The organism is Streptomyces daliensis, assembly GCF_054782395.1.
In genome coordinates this window covers 1-14,043 of record NZ_BAAGSO010000126.1, presented here as the reverse complement: position 1 = coordinate 14,043, position 14,043 = coordinate 1, and the positions used below count along the sequence as shown (strand labels likewise).

The following is a 14,043-nucleotide window of genomic DNA, read 5'->3' as shown; positions in this document are numbered from 1 at the left end:
GCAAAAGACCAGCCTTTCAACGGACACCTTCCGGAAAACGGCCACGCGCCCGTCCCCGGACTGGTCAACTTTGTCTCAGAGGCACGTCCGCTGAAGACGGCCCGTGACACCCGTGACAGCGGCACCCGCACTCGCACGAATCGCACCATCAGGAGGCCACCGGTGAGACGACTGGCCAGCGTCGATATGGGGTCCTCCCAGCAGGACGACGGTGACGGCGCGCCGCGCTCGCGCGGACCCGCCGGGACGGCGGACCCGAGATCGGACGAGAGCGGGGAGCGCCGCGAGCAGTCCCGGCTGTGGCACATCACCCTCAGCGTCGCGGGGCGCGAGGCCCCGCTCAAGGAGGTCAGGCGCGGCCTGGAGCAGCTCGCGCACGACCACCCCTTCCTTCTGACGAGCAGGTACGCGCACGATCACGCGGAGATCCGGTACTGGGAGGAAGCGCGGGATCTGCACGACGCGGCGGCTGTCGCGCTCAGGCTGTGGGGTGAGCACAGGGCGTCGGCGAAGCTGCCGCCGTGGGAGATCGTGGGCCTGGAGGTCATCGGCCGCGAGACCTACCACCAGCGCATAGCAGAAGGCTACGGCCCACCCCCGGCCACACCGGTCGGGGTGCACCCGTTCTGACGGCCCCTGCGCGTGGGGCGGAAGGAAACGGGGGGTTCCCGCTGCACGGGGCGCTGGGCTGGGCTGGGCGCCGTTTTTCGGGTGCGGCGGTGCGGCTGGGTGGGTGGGGCCGACGCGGCACCGGGCACCGTAGAACACGCGCCCAGCCGCACCCGGAAACGGCGAACCGCACCCCACGAAGGGGCCCCGCCCAGGCGTGCAGCGGCACAAAAATCAGCGTGGGACCCTACAGTGCCCACCTCACAGGGCAACCGTCCCGCGCAACCACCCCGAGAAGCGGCAACCCCCCGTTTCCTTAGTCGCTAAGCTGCGAAACATGAGCGCTCCGCAGAACTCGCCCGTCATCGAGACCGCCCACCGCGCGAAGGCCGCCGCCGCGACCCTCGCGCCCCTGCCCCGTACCGCACGGGACACAGCGCTGCTCGCGGTCGCGGACGCGCTCACCGCCCGCACGGAAGAGATCGTCGCCGCGAACGCGAAGGACGTCGCCAAGGCCCGCGCCGCCGGTACGGCGGACGGCATCGTGGACCGCCTCACGCTCACCCCGGAGCGGATCGGGGCGATCGCCTCGGACGTGCGCGACGTCGTCGCGCTGCCCGACCCCGTCGGCGAGGTCGTCCGCGGCTCGACGCTCCCCAACGGCCTGGACCTGCGCCAGATCCGCGTCCCGCTCGGCGTGGTCGGCATCATCTACGAGGCCCGCCCCAACGTCACCGTCGACGCCGCCGCGCTCTGCCTCAAGTCCGGCAACGCGGTGCTGCTGCGCGGCTCGTCGTCCGCTTACGCCTCCAACACGGCGCTGGTCGGCGTGCTGCGCGACGCCGTCGAGGGCGCGGGGCTGCCCGCCGACGCGGTGCAGCTCGTGCCGGGCGAGAGCCGCGAGAGCGTCAAGGAGCTGATGCGGGCGCGCGGCCTCGTCGACGTGCTGATCCCGCGCGGTGGCGCGTCCCTGATCAGGACCGTGGTCGAGGAGTCCACGGTCCCCGTGATCGAGACGGGCGTCGGCAACTGCCATGTGTACGTCGACGAGCTGGCCGACCTCGACACCGCCGTCGACATCCTCGTCAACTCCAAGGCCCAGCGCCCCAGCGTCTGCAACGCGGCCGAGACGGTGCTCGTCCACGAGGGCATCGCGGAGGCGTTCCTGCCGCGCGCCGTCGAGGCCCTGGCCAAGGCCGGGGTGACGGTGCACGGGGACGAGGCGTGGCAGCGGGCGAGCGGGGACGTGGTGCCCGCGACGGAGGAGGACTGGGGCACGGAGTACCTGTCGTACGACATCGCCGCGGCCGTCGTGCCCTCGCTGGACGACGCCGTCGCGCACATCAGGAAGTGGACCTCGGGCCATACGGAGGCGATCGTCACCCGCGACACCGACGCGGCCCGCCGCTTCACCGCGCTCGTGGACTCGACGGCCGTGATGGTGAACGCGTCCACGCGGTTCACGGACGGCAGCCAGTTCGGCTTCGGCGCCGAGATCGGCATCTCGACGCAGAAGCTGCACGCGCGCGGCCCGATGGGGCTGCCCGAGCTGACGTCCACCAAGTACGTGGTGACGGGGGACGGGCACATCCGCGGCTGAATTCCGGTTGTCCCTGCCCAAATTGACCGCATAGGTCTACGCTGGGCAGCGTGCCGGACGACGTGGGGGGCCAGCCGTTCCAGGACGGTGAGGAGCCCGAGTTCCACCATGGGGACGCGGACGAGGAGTTCGCCTCCGTGGTGTTCGACGAGGACTTCGTGCGGGCCGCCGAGGTCCACGAACCCACTGCGGCCGAACGGATATTGGCGGCCGCGCAGTCGCACACCGAGAACGAGCCACCGCGCGGCTTCGAGGACGGCTACGGCTATGGCCGTCGCGGCGCGAAGCGTGAGCCCGGCGCCGAGGCCGACGAGGAGCCGGACGAAGAGGATCTCGACGACGAAGAGGGCCGCTTCGACCGCTCGGACTACGCGGAGTACGCGGACTACGCCGATTTCGGCGACGATCCGGAGGACGACGGCGACGACCCCGAGGGCCGGTACGGCCACCACGGGCACTACGGCCAGTTCGGCCGCCACGGCCGCTTCACCGGGCGCTACGCCCCGTACGCGCACGACTACGGCCCCCACCCCGACCCGGCCTTCGAGCACGGCTCCGACTACGGCTACGCATACGGGGCGGCCGGGGCGCCCGGCAGGTCACCGCGCCCGTACCGAGGGCACGCGCGCTGGCAGCGCCCTGTCGCCTGGGTGCTCGCCGTGATCATGGGGATAGGCATGGTCGCCCTCGCCTTCAGCGCCGTCTACCGCGGCAACGCCCAGCAGCGCCAGGACCCGGCCCCGCCGCCCGCGACGACCGGCGTCGGCACCTCCACGGGCGAGGACCCCGAGACCGGCGCGGACGGCGACGGGAGCGGCGAGGGTGACGGGAGCGGCGAGGGCGGCGTGGCCCCGAAGGCGGAGTTAGAGACGGAGCCGGGCACCGAAGGGCACGGGCACCTCGGTACCGAGACCGGCGCCCCGGCGGCCTCGGCCGAACCACGTTGACGTTCAGCCCCGTCCTCCGGCGTGCCCGCGCCATGAGCAGGGCGTTTACCTGGACGTCCGAGTGTCGAAGAATCAACGAAGTTGTCTCGCACCGGGGCGTTTACCATCGCCCGGCCGGACCTACCCTGTTCTTATGACCGGGCGAGGAGATCCTCCCGAGGGCACACCCGAGGGCGGCGTACCGGGAGGCGACGACGAGTTCCGCGACGAGTACCGTTCCGTCGTCTTTGACGAGACCTTCATCAAAGCTGCGCGGCTCCAGGAGTTCTCCGCGCGGGAGCGCATGGAGGACGAGGAGCACGCCGCCGTGCGCAGCCGCCCGGCGGGGGAGGCGGAGTCCCCGCCGTCGGAGAAGTCCGGCATCGGGGCCTCCAAGCAGGGCATCGTGCTGGTCCTGCTGATCGTCCTGGCCTTCGGCACGGCCATCTACATGGGCATCAGGAACCCGTACCAGACGCCCGCCGCGCCCCCCACCGAACCGATGCGGATCACGCTGCTGCCGCTGGCCCCGCGCGAGAAGGTGCCGGGCGCCAAGCCCGCCGATCTGTACGAGCACAGCCCGGCGGCCCAGTTCCGTACGGGAGCCGACGGGGTGGTCCTGCCACCCGTACGGCGCAGCGCGCACTTCTCGGAGAGCCAGGTGCTCGCGGCGCTGACGCTCGCCAAGGAGTACGTGGTCGAGAGTTCGCTGGACCCTGACGTGCTGACCGGCGGCGCCGTCCGCTCCACGCGGATCATGCTCGACCCCGGGCAGCACGAGCAGTTCGACCAGAGCCTGGAGAACCCGCGCAGCGACGGGCGGCACGAGGCCACCGGCTGGATGATCCGCTTCGACCCGGCGAAGGTCGCCCTCGCCGATCCACACGTACGGGTGAACGGCACCCTCACCATCCGCGAGTCGGGCCCCAACGCGCTGGAGGTCACCGCCGACCACGCCTTCGTCTACGCCCTGCGCCCGGCGGACGCGGGCAAGGGCGACAAGGCGTCGGACGGTGCCTCGCTGTTCACCGTGCGGCGTGAGGTGCGCTTCCACTTCGATCGCGAGGACCTGCGCGACCAGCAGCTCAGCGTCCAGCAGGTGGCCATGCGGGCCGGGCCGCTGCCCTGCTCGGCCGACCCCTCGGACACGCTGAGCCCGCTGCTGGCGGGCGAGCTGGCCAAGGACGACGGCCCCGCGGGGACCGACCCCTACGCACGGGGCCGGTCGACCGCGTCGATGTGCGGGGTGCTGGCGACGAGCGCCCAGCCGAGCCCGGCGAACCCCACCAAGTAGCCGGGGCGGGCCCCGCGCCGTTTACGGGCGTGGCGGCTCGTCGGTGCCGTTAGACGAGCCGTTCGCGGAACCGTCGCCGCCGCTGCCGCTGCCGCTGCCACCGGTTCCGCCGCCCCCTCGGGAGCCGCCGGTGAACGTGTCGCGGAGCCTGCCGCCCAGGTCGCCCGCGCCGCCCGCGATGTCGCGGACGAGGCCCATGAGGGGGTCCTTGCTGTTCTTCACGGACTCCGTGTAGTGGCTCGCGGACTGGCGGAAGGAGTCGGTGACGGAGGTGTCCTTGTCGTCCTCGCGCTTGTCGTAGTGCCCGTCCATGATCCGCTGGTAGTCGCGGCTCCCGGCCCACTTCTTCAGCTCGGCGGCCCGCACCGTGGTGAAGGGGTGGCTGCGCGGCAGCACGTTCAGGATCTTGAGCACGGAGTCGCGCAGATCGCCGCCCGCCTCGTACTCCTCGGCCTGCGCGAGGAACGAGTCCACGTTCATCTCGTGCAGGTGGTTGCCGCCCGCCAGCTTCATCAGCCCGCGCATCGAGGCCCGCAGATCCTGGCCCACCAGCAGCCCGGCGCGGTCCGCCGACAGCTCGGACTTGCGGAACCACTCGCGCAGCGCCGTGACGATCGCCATGATCGCGACGTTGCCGAGCGGGATCCACGCGACCTTGAGGGCGAGGTTGGTGAGGAAGAGCAGGATCGTGCGGTAGACCGCGTGGCCCGAGAGCGCGTGCCCGACCTCGTGGCCGATGACCGCGCGCATCTCCTCCTCGTCCAGCAGCTCCACCAGGCCCGTCGTGAGCACGATGATCGGCTCGTCGAGGCCGATGCACATGGCGTTGGGCTTGGGGTCCTGGTTCACGTACATCGGCGGGACCTTCTCCAGGTCCAGGATGTAGCAGGCGTCCCGCAGCATGGCGTTGAGGTGCGCGAACTGCTCGTCGCTGACCCGTACGGAGTCCGAGAGGAAGAGCAGCCGCAGGCTGCGCTCGGGCAGCAGCCCGCTCAGCGCCTTGAAGACGGTGTCAAAGCCGGTCAGCTTGCGCAGCGCGACGAGCGCGGAGCGGTCGGCGGGATGTTCGTACGCCCGGGAAGATATCCCGGGGAAACGGCGTCGCTCGCGGCCGGGCAGCCGCTCGGCACCGCTGCTGTCGTCGGTCATGGCTTCCCCTCATCACCCGTGTCGGCTCGGTCTCAGCGTAGACGTTCGATTCGGTCCGCTGGTTGCTCCGGAGCGGGCAAGGGGCGGGTGGGGAGCGGGACTTGAGCGCGGGGTGCCTCGACGGACCGCCGGGCCGGAACGTCGGCCCGATCGCCGCGACGGGGGTGTGGCCGAGGGGCGCCGTCCCTATGCTGGACGCCGCCACGGGGGACGGGGGCAGGGGGTAGGGGCAGGGACAGCGGAGCAGCGGGGTGGAGCCGTGAGGCCGTACGTCAGACTCGCCGTCAACTCACGCAACGCGCCGGAGGCGGTCGACTCCGCCACGCACGTGCTGCGCCGCAGGCTCGCCGAGCTGGCCGACCAGGGCGGGACCTGGGAGTGCGTGCGCACCGTGCCGCGGCCGGGGGCGCCGGACGCGCTGGGGCCCGTGTCCGACCTGCTGGTGGAGTTCGTCGTCGACGACGAACTCACCCCGAGCGCCGCCCTCGCCGCCGCGTCCTATCTCGTACGGGCCGTCATCGGCCACTTCCGCGCACAACCCGACCGGAGCCAGTCGGTGACGGTCACGGCGGGTGACGAATCCGTCGAGCTGAGGGCGCAGGGTGTGGCGCCGGAGGAGACCGGACGGCTCGAAGCACTCATCGCCGAACGGCTGACGAGGCCCGGAGCGAGCCGCGAGTGAGGCGGGGGCGAGGCGGGAGCGAGGTGGGGGTGAGCCGGGAGCGGGCCGGAAGTGAGCCGGGAGCGGGGCGGGGAGTGGGAGGGCAATGGCTGAGTCGGCGTGAGCGGTGTCGGTGCGCACGCTTACGATGTGCCTGCACGGTCAACTGTGCTCACTGTCCGATACCCACGTGGATAGGTCCTGCCGACGATGACTCTTCCCAGCTACGCGCACGACGCTCTCGTCACCCTCGCCTCCGGCGGGGAGGGCGGCGGGCACAGCGGCGAGCACGAGAGCCTCAGCCCCTACCTCACCGGCGGCGGCGCCTTCGTGGCCCTGATGCTGCTCCTCTGGATCACCACCCGCTTCAACCGGGACCGCTGAGCCGCGGCCCCGGCCGCGCGCCGTCACGGCGATCGGTAAGGTCGGCACGCATGGGAGAGCACATAGTGCCCGAAACCGGCAAGCGTCGGCTCGGTGTCATGGGTGGGACCTTCGATCCCATCCACCACGGTCACCTGGTCGCCGCGAGCGAGGTGGCCGCGCAGTTCCATCTCGACGAGGTGGTCTTCGTGCCGACCGGGCAACCGTGGCAGAAGAGCCACAAGCGGGTCTCGCCCGCCGAGGACCGCTATCTGATGACGGTCATCGCGACGGCGTCGAACCCGCAGTTCTCGGTGAGCCGCATCGACATCGACCGCGGCGGCAAGACGTACACGATCGACACACTGCGCGATCTGCGGGCCGACAACCCGGAGACCGATCTCTTCTTCATCACCGGCGCGGACGCGCTGGAACAGATCCTGGGCTGGCGTGACGCCGAGGAACTGTTCGCGCTCGCCCACTTCATCGGCGTCACCAGGCCGGGCCACCCGCTGACGGACCCGGGCCTGCCGGACGGCGGCGTCTCGCTGATCGAGGTGCCCGCGCTGGCCATCTCCTCGACCGACTGCCGGGCACGCGTGGAACGCGGCGATCCGGTCTGGTACCTGGTCCCGGACGGCGTCGTCCGCTACATCAGCAAGCGGGAGCTGTACCGCGAGGGGGGACCGCAGGCGTGAGTGAGCGCTACGGATACGACCCGTACGGCCGGCAGCAGCCTGAGCAGCCGCAGATCCTCGGGTACGACGAGTACGGGCAGCCGATCTACCGGCAGGAGCCGGAGAACGGGTATCCGGGCTACGCGCCGCCGCAGCCCCAGCAGCCCCAGCAGCCCCAGCAGCCCCAGCAGGCGCAGCCGCAGGATCCGTACGGAGGCGGCACGGGCACCGGCACAGGTGTCGGCGACGGTTCCGGTTACGGGGCGCCCGTGCAGGGGGCATACGAGCAGGGCGGCGCGTACACGCCTGACCCGTACGGCCAGCAGGGGTACGCGTACGACCCGTACGGGCAGCAGCCCCAGCAGGCGCAGCAGCAGACCTACCCGCAGCAGGACTGGGTGCCGCAGCAGTCGCCCGCGCCGGAGCGGGAGCGCTTGCCCGGCGAGGGCTATCAGGGCGAGGGCTACCAGGCCGACCCCTACGGCGCCCCCCAGCAGGGCGCACCGGGCGCGCGGCTGCCGGGCCAGCGCGACCCCTATGACGCGCCGTACGAGCAGCCCCAGCCGCAGCCCCAGGACCCGTACGCCGAGCAGCCGCAGACGCCGGAGGCACAGGGACAGCCCTCGCGTACCGGGGGCCGGGGCACGGGCGGGGACGACGGTCCTGAGTACCGGACGGAGCAGTTCGCCTTCGTCGAGGAGCAGGCCGAAGAGTCCGAAGACGTCATCGACTGGCTGAAGTTCAGCGAGAGCCGCACCGAGCGCCGCGAGGAGGCCAAGCGCCGCGGACGCAACCGCGTCACGGCCCTGATCGTCGTGGTGGTGCTCGCGGTCGTGGGCGGCGCCGGGTACCTCTGGTACGCGGGCAAGCTCCCCGGTCTCGACAGCGGAAGCGGCGGCGGAGGCACCTCGGCGGGCCAGCAGCGCGACGTCATCGCCGTCCACCTGCGCTCCACGGACGACAGCGGCAGCTCGACGGCCCTCCTCGTCGACAACGCCGACGCCAAGCGCGGCACCACCGTGCTGCTCCCCAACACCCTCGCCGTCTCCACCGAGGACGGCACCACGACCACCCTCGGCAAGTCCGTCGAGGACGAGGGCGCGGCGCCGACCCGCGAGGCGCTGGGCACGCTGCTCGGCGCCGACATCAAGGGCACCTGGCGGCTGGACACCCCGTATCTGGAGAACCTGGTCGAGCAGGTCGGCGGCGTCGCCCTCACCACGGACACCGCCGTGCCGGGCAAGCGCAAGAGCGACAAGCCGCTGGTCGAGCGCGGCGAGAACCAGGATCTGGACGGGCGCGCCGCCGTCGCCTACTCCACCTACCGCGCGCCCGGCGAGCCCGAGGCCAAGCAGCTCAGCCGCTTCGGGCAGGTCATGCGGGCGACGCTGCGCAAGCTCTCCAGCGACCCGAAGTCGGCGACGCGGACCGTCGAGGCCCTGGGTCAGATCCCCGACCCGTCCCTCTCCGAGGGCGAGCTGGGCACGTCGCTGGCCAAGCTGGCCGAGCAGGCGAAGAACGGCGCGTACGAGACCGAGGTGCTCCCCGTCAGGGCGAACGGCACCCTCAGCTCGCAGACCAGCGACGGCCTGGTGAAGCGGGTGCTGGGCGGCACCGTCAAGAACTCGGACCCGGACGCGGCACCCCGCGTCAAGATCACCAACGCCAGCGGCAGCACCACCAAGGACGACGCGGCCTCGGCCGCCATGGTCAACAGCGGCTACACCGTCGTGGACGGCGGCGCCGCCGGAGCCGCCAGGTCCCGCTCGCTGGTCACCTACGGTGACGCGGCACACAAGGCCAAGGCGACGGAGATCGCCGAGACCCTGGGCCTGCCGGGCTCCGCGGTGCGCAAGGGCGAGGCCGCGGCGAACGCGGATGTGACGGTGGTACTGGGCCGGGACTACAAGGGGTGAGGAAGCGGTGAGGGCGGTCGCGTCAGGCGTGAGACCCTTGATTCTGATACGTACACCTGACCGCCGTTGTCACTGATCCGAAAGCCTTGCCTGTGACCGCTACGGACCGTTCCATCGAGCTGATCAACGCCGCCGCCCAGGCCGCGGCCGACAAGCTCGCGCACGACGTCCTCGCCTATGACGTGAGCGACGTCCTCGCCCTCACCGACGCCTTCCTGCTGGCCTCAGCGCCGAACGACCGGCAGGTCAAGGGCATCGTCGACGAGATCGAGGAGCGCCTGCTCAAGGAGCTGGGCGCCAAGCCCGTGCGCCGCGAGGGCGAGCGCGACGGGCGCTGGGTGCTGCTCGACTTCGTCGACATCGTCGTCCACGTCCAGCACAGCGAGGAGCGGGTCTTCTACGCCCTGGAGCGGCTGTGGAAGGACTGCCCCGAGATCGAGCTCCCCGAAGACGCCAAGGCCACCCGTGGCAAGGGCGCCGAGCACGCCGCGCACTCCGGCCTCCCGGTGGACGGCGCGGACGGCGCGGACGGCTCGTACGCCGAGGGCGGCGGCGCCGGGGACGCCGGGGACGCCCGGTGAGCGAGCTGGACAGCCCGGTGACGGTGAACCGCGGCCGCAAGATCGTCCTGTGGCGGCACGGCCAGACGGCGTGGAACCTGGAGCGCCGCTTCCAGGGCTCGACGGACATCGAGCTGACCGAGGAAGGTCTCGGGCAGGCCCGTCGCGCGGCGCGGCTGCTGGCGGCGATGAACCCCGACGCGATCATCGCCTCGGATCTGAAGCGCACCGCCGCCACCGCAGCGGAGCTGGCGGCCCTCACCGGTCTCGACGTCACCCACGACGAGGCGCTGCGCGAGACCTACGCGGGCACGTGGCAGGGGCTCACGCACGAGGAGATCATCGCCCGCTTCGGCGATCAGTACGCGGCGTGGAAGCGCGGTGAGCCCGTGCGCAGGGGCGGCGGCGAGCTGGAGACGGAGGTCGCCGACCGCGCGGCGCCCGTCGTCGAGCGCGCCGCGGACAAGCTGCCCGACGGCGGCACCCTGGTCGTGGCCAGCCACGGCGGCACCATTCGCACCACCATCGGCCGCCTGCTGGGCCTGGAGCCGGGCACCTGGGAGGCGCTCGGCGGGCTCACCAACTGCTGCTGGTCGGTGCTGGGCGAGGGCGCGCGGGGCTGGCGCCTGATGGAGCACAACGCGGGCACCCTCCCCGAGCCCGTCCTCGGCGACGACGACTGAGCGGCCGGTGACCCCGGCCCGGATTTCCCATCCGGCCTGGTCACTGGTTAAGATTCATCTCGTTCCACGGCGCGAAACGCCGGGAATGCGGGGCTATAGCTCAGTTGGTAGAGCGCTTGCATGGCATGCAAGAGGTCAGGAGTTCGATTCTCCTTAGCTCCACTTTCCATACCGAGGTTGTTTCCGGGATCCCGTTCAGTCGAGTCGGCTGGACGGGATCTTCGCGGTTTCCGGGACATTCGGGGGAGTCCTTCAACGCCCCGAAGGCGGGGGCGGGGGCGGAGGCTCAGCTCAGCGAGGGCAGGTCTTGCGGTAGGGGGTTTCGGGAAGATAGCGGGCCCAATCCCCCTTGGAGAGACCGCCTCTGGTGGTGGCGCACAGTTCCCGTACCTTGCGGCGGGGGTCGGTGGTCCACAGCAGCGCGGTGCGGTCGTCGCTGCCGGTGGCCAGGGTCTTCCCGTCGGGGCTGAAGGCGATGGCCCGTATCGGTCCGGTGTGGCCGGTCAGCGAGGCCCGGGGCACGCGCTTTTCCACGTCCCACAGGACCGCCGTCGTGTCGGCGTTCGCCGTGGCCAGCGTTTTGCCGTCCGGGCTGAAGGCGAGGTCGTAGACCGGGCCGCCATGGCCGTTCAGGGTGGCCACGGTCTTGCGCTCGGCCACGTCCCACAGCGTCACCGTGTTCTGGGCGCTGGCGACGGCCAGAACACGGCCGTCGGGGCTGAAGGCGATCGCCGCCGTCGTCAGGGACGCTTTGGCCGGGCTGGACAGGGTGGCCCGACGCACTCGCTCGGTGGTGTCCCACAAGGTTGTGCCGCTGCGCCGTGCCACGGCGAGGGTGCGGCTGTCCGGTGAGAAGGCGATGCCGGAAACGCCTTCGGAGGTGTTGGGGGCCGGAAGCGTGGTCGCCCTCTCGGGCCGCTGGGCATCGCGTAGTTCGATGGTGTTGTCCTGGGCGCGGGCGACGGCCAGAATGCGGCCGTCCGGGCTGAAGGCAATGTCCGAAGAGCCGCCGTGCCCGATCCGCTCGGTCCGGCTCGGGCGGCGGGAGGTTGTGTCCCAGAGGGCGAGGCCGTCCTTGCCTGGCTGCTCCGTGTCACCGCCGGTGGCCAGGGTAGTGCCGTCGGGACTGAAGGCCGCGAAGGCGCCTTGGGCGGCGCCGCTGTCGAGAGCGGCCCGGCGGGTGCGGTCGGCGGGGTTCCACAGCACGGTGGCCCCGTCCCTGCCCGAGGTGGCCAGAGTGCGCCCGTCGGGGCTGAAGTCGATGTCAGTCATCCCGTCGGTGTGTCCGGCCAGGGGGATGCGGGAGGGATCCCACAGGCTGATGGAACCGTCCGCGCCCGCGGCGGCCAGTTGCCTGCCGTCGCGCTGGAAGGCGAGGGCGTAGAGGTCGTCGGTGTGTCCGGTGAGGACGGCCTGCCGGTAGTGCCGACGCGCGTCCCACAGCATGACGGAGTCGTCGGCTCCCACGGTGGCCAGTGTGCGCCCGTCGGGGGCGAAGGCCAGCGCGTTGATCCGCCCTTCGTGACCGGTGAGTGTGGCCCGGCTGCGGTGCTTGCGCACGTTCCACAGCCGCACCGTGCTGTCCGTTCCCCCGCTGGCCAGTGTGCGCCCGTCCGGGGCGAAGGCGAGGGGACCGACAGAGCCGTCGTGCCCGGTGAGAGCGGCTTCCCGCTTGCCGGTCTCCGTCTTCCACAGCCACACCGTGTCGTCCGCTCCGGCACTCGCGAGAGTGCGTCCGTCCGGGCTGAAGGCGACCGTTTGGACGGTGCCGGAGTGTCCTGTGAGCTTCTGTGGCCGGGACTTTCCGCGGACGTCATGGATCTCGATACGGCCGTCCGTACCGGCGACCGCCAGGCTGTGCCCGTCGGGGCTGAAGGCGACACCGCGCACAGGGCCCACGTCGCTGGGCAGCGAGCCCGTCCGCTCGCGGGCTGCCAGATCCCACAGCACCGCCTTCCCGTCGCTTCCGCCGGTGGCCGCCCGGCGCCCGTCCGGGCTGATGTCCACCGTGTGCAGCCGGGAACCGCCCTCCAGCACGGCCTCGCGCTTCTTGTCTTCGGTGTCCCACAGGGCCAGCTTGCCGTCCCGGCCGACGGTGGCCAGGAGGCCGTCGAGACCGAAGACCATGTCGTAGGCCGGACCGGAATGACCGCTGATCCTGGTCCTGTAGTCCTTGTGGGCGTCCATCGACAGCACGGCGCTGCGGGCCTCCTGGGTGGGCGCCGCACGGTACGCCTCCACGCTCAGCAGCATGGCCGTGTGCTGCCGGGTATCGGCCATGCCCAGCGCCTGGGCCGCCAGTTGGCGCGACAGGGCGATCCGCTGGGCCCGCACCGCCTCCGCGCGCTGCTCCTCCGCCTGGCCACGTTGCTGCACGGCGACTGTGCCGATGGCGGTGACGGCCACCAGCAGCCCGGCCAGCGCCGCGGCAAGCACCCGCAGACGGCGTGCCGTGCGCAGCGCCCGGTTCTGCTCCGCGTCCTGCGCGGCGATGCTGGCGTCCGCGAAGGCACGCTCCTGCGAGTTCAGTTCCTCCCGGGCGCTCGGTCGGGCCAGCCACTCGCGCAGCAGCGCCAACTGCGTGCCCCGGTACAGCGCACCCGCGTCGCGCCCCAGCTCCTGCCAGGTACCGGCCGCCTCCGTCATCCTGCGGTGCACCCGCAGCCGCTCGCGGTCCTCCTCGATCCACTCCCGCAGCCGGGGCCACGCGGTGAGCACCGCCTCGTGCGCCAGATCGGCGCGGGTGCCGTCGAGGATGACCAGCCGCGCCCGCACCAGCGCCTCCAGCACCGACTCCGCCTCCGCTTCCCCGTGCCCGCTGGGGAGCAGCTCCGCCCGCTCGGCCGGGCGCCGGGTGTCCGGCGCACCGCTGCCGGGGGTGACCAGCCGCAGCAGCAGCCGCCGCAGCACGACGGCCTGCGCGGGGGCGAGCCGCGCGTACAGCTCCTCGGCTGTCTGCGCGATGGCGCCGTGCAGACCGCCCGCCGCCTCGTACCCGGCCACCGTCAGTGCCTTGCCCGAGCGGCGGCGCCAGGTCTCCAGCAGCGCGTGCGACATCAGCGGCAGCCCGCCCGGCTCGTCCGCCACCTCGTCCACTATGCGCGCGGTCAGCGCCCGCTCGACGATCAGCCCCGCGCTCTGCGCCGGCTTGACCACCGCCTCCCGCAACTCCTCCCGCCCCATCGGCCCCACCAGTACGCTCGCCTCGCGCAGCGCCTCGGCCAGGCCACGGTGCTCCGCACACCGCCCGAAGAAGTCGGCCCGCACCGCGACCACGACCCGTAACCGGCTCCCCGCACTCCGGGCCGCCAGCAGCGCGCCGAAGAACGCGGAGCGCTCGGCCGCGTCCTGGCACAGCGCGAACGCCTCCTCGAACTGATCCACGACCACCACCGTGTCGCCCGTGCCGTCGTTCATCTTCACAGGCGCCAGCAGATGCCCGAACGCGGTGGCGGGGCGTTCTCCCGGAGTCAGGATGCGCACCACCGAGGGACGCCGCTCCGCTACGGGGTCGTCCCGGAGGGCGGGCACCAGCCCGGCACGCAGCAGCGAGGACTTCCCGCTGCCCGAAGCGCCCACCACGGCGGTGAAACGGCTGCGGCGCA

Annotated in this window: 12 protein-coding genes and 1 tRNA gene; 11 read left to right on the top strand and 2 right to left on the bottom strand. The window is 72.0% G+C overall.

The features are described from left to right. Nucleotides 1-186: 186 nt before the first annotated feature. The 4 genes from ACYVOO_RS36820 (at nucleotide 187) to ACYVOO_RS36805 (ending at nucleotide 4,429) form a co-directional block, all read left to right on the top strand. On the top strand, nucleotides 187-630 hold the full coding sequence (locus ACYVOO_RS36820) for a hypothetical protein (protein ID WP_461020103.1): 444 nt from the start codon (nucleotides 187-189) through the stop codon (nucleotides 628-630). Between the two features lie 316 nt (nucleotides 631-946). Beyond that, nucleotides 947-2,209 (top strand): glutamate-5-semialdehyde dehydrogenase, encoded by a 1,263-nt coding sequence (locus ACYVOO_RS36815; RefSeq protein WP_461020090.1) that lies wholly within the window; start codon nucleotides 947-949, stop codon nucleotides 2,207-2,209. Nucleotides 2,210-2,259: 50 nt separating this feature from the next. Continuing rightward, nucleotides 2,260-3,156 carry an SCO2584 family spore wall biosynthesis protein gene (locus ACYVOO_RS36810; RefSeq protein WP_461020089.1) on the top strand — a complete coding sequence of 299 codons (897 nt, stop codon included), beginning with the start codon at nucleotides 2,260-2,262 and terminating at the stop codon, nucleotides 3,154-3,156. 133 nt (nucleotides 3,157-3,289) lie between these two features. After that, nucleotides 3,290-4,429, top strand: a complete 1,140-nt coding sequence (locus tag ACYVOO_RS36805; RefSeq protein ID WP_461020088.1) for an SCO2583 family membrane protein — start codon at nucleotides 3,290-3,292, stop codon at nucleotides 4,427-4,429. 21 nt (nucleotides 4,430-4,450) lie between these two features. On the opposite strand, the gene ACYVOO_RS36800 is transcribed toward ACYVOO_RS36805, so the two are convergent. Beyond that, nucleotides 4,451-5,578, bottom strand: coding sequence for a M48 family metallopeptidase (locus ACYVOO_RS36800; RefSeq protein ID WP_461020087.1), 1,128 nt, complete (start codon nucleotides 5,576-5,578; stop codon nucleotides 4,451-4,453). Between the two features lie 259 nt (nucleotides 5,579-5,837). On the opposite strand from ACYVOO_RS36800, the gene ACYVOO_RS36795 reads away from it, so the two are divergent. The 7 genes from ACYVOO_RS36795 to ACYVOO_RS36765 all read left to right on the top strand — a co-directional run bounded on the left by ACYVOO_RS36795 (nucleotide 5,838) and on the right by ACYVOO_RS36765 (nucleotide 10,600). Further along, nucleotides 5,838-6,260 (top strand): effector-associated constant component EACC1, encoded by a 423-nt coding sequence (locus ACYVOO_RS36795; protein ID WP_461020086.1) that lies wholly within the window; start codon nucleotides 5,838-5,840, stop codon nucleotides 6,258-6,260. Between the two features lie 189 nt (nucleotides 6,261-6,449). Next, the gene (locus ACYVOO_RS36790) at nucleotides 6,450-6,623 is read left to right on the top strand and encodes a hypothetical protein (protein WP_461020085.1); all 174 of its coding nucleotides are present in this window, start codon (nucleotides 6,450-6,452) and stop codon (nucleotides 6,621-6,623) included. Nucleotides 6,624-6,673: 50 nt separating this feature from the next. Continuing rightward, a complete protein-coding gene (nadD, locus tag ACYVOO_RS36785) occupies nucleotides 6,674-7,300 on the top strand; it encodes a nicotinate-nucleotide adenylyltransferase (protein WP_461020084.1) in 627 nt (208 codons plus the stop codon). Further along, nucleotides 7,297-9,195: an LCP family protein gene (locus ACYVOO_RS36780; RefSeq protein ID WP_461020083.1), complete on the top strand. Its 1,899-nt coding sequence runs from the start codon at nucleotides 7,297-7,299 to the stop codon at nucleotides 9,193-9,195. The genes nadD and ACYVOO_RS36780 overlap by 4 nt, the downstream gene beginning before the upstream one ends. A 92-nt stretch (nucleotides 9,196-9,287) precedes the next feature. Next, the gene (rsfS, locus tag ACYVOO_RS36775; RefSeq protein WP_461020082.1) at nucleotides 9,288-9,776 is read left to right on the top strand and encodes a ribosome silencing factor; all 489 of its coding nucleotides are present in this window, start codon (nucleotides 9,288-9,290) and stop codon (nucleotides 9,774-9,776) included. After that, nucleotides 9,773-10,438: a histidine phosphatase family protein gene (locus tag ACYVOO_RS36770; RefSeq protein WP_461020081.1), complete on the top strand. Its 666-nt coding sequence runs from the start codon at nucleotides 9,773-9,775 to the stop codon at nucleotides 10,436-10,438. The genes rsfS and ACYVOO_RS36770 overlap by 4 nt, the downstream gene beginning before the upstream one ends. 89 nt (nucleotides 10,439-10,527) lie before the next feature. Beyond that, nucleotides 10,528-10,600, top strand: a tRNA-Ala gene (locus tag ACYVOO_RS36765). A 129-nt stretch (nucleotides 10,601-10,729) separates the two neighbouring features. Here ACYVOO_RS36765 and ACYVOO_RS36760 read toward each other — a convergent pair. Next, nucleotides 10,730-14,043 (bottom strand): WD40 repeat domain-containing protein (locus tag ACYVOO_RS36760; RefSeq protein ID WP_461020080.1); only part of this gene is annotated, 3,314 nt, incomplete at its 5' end.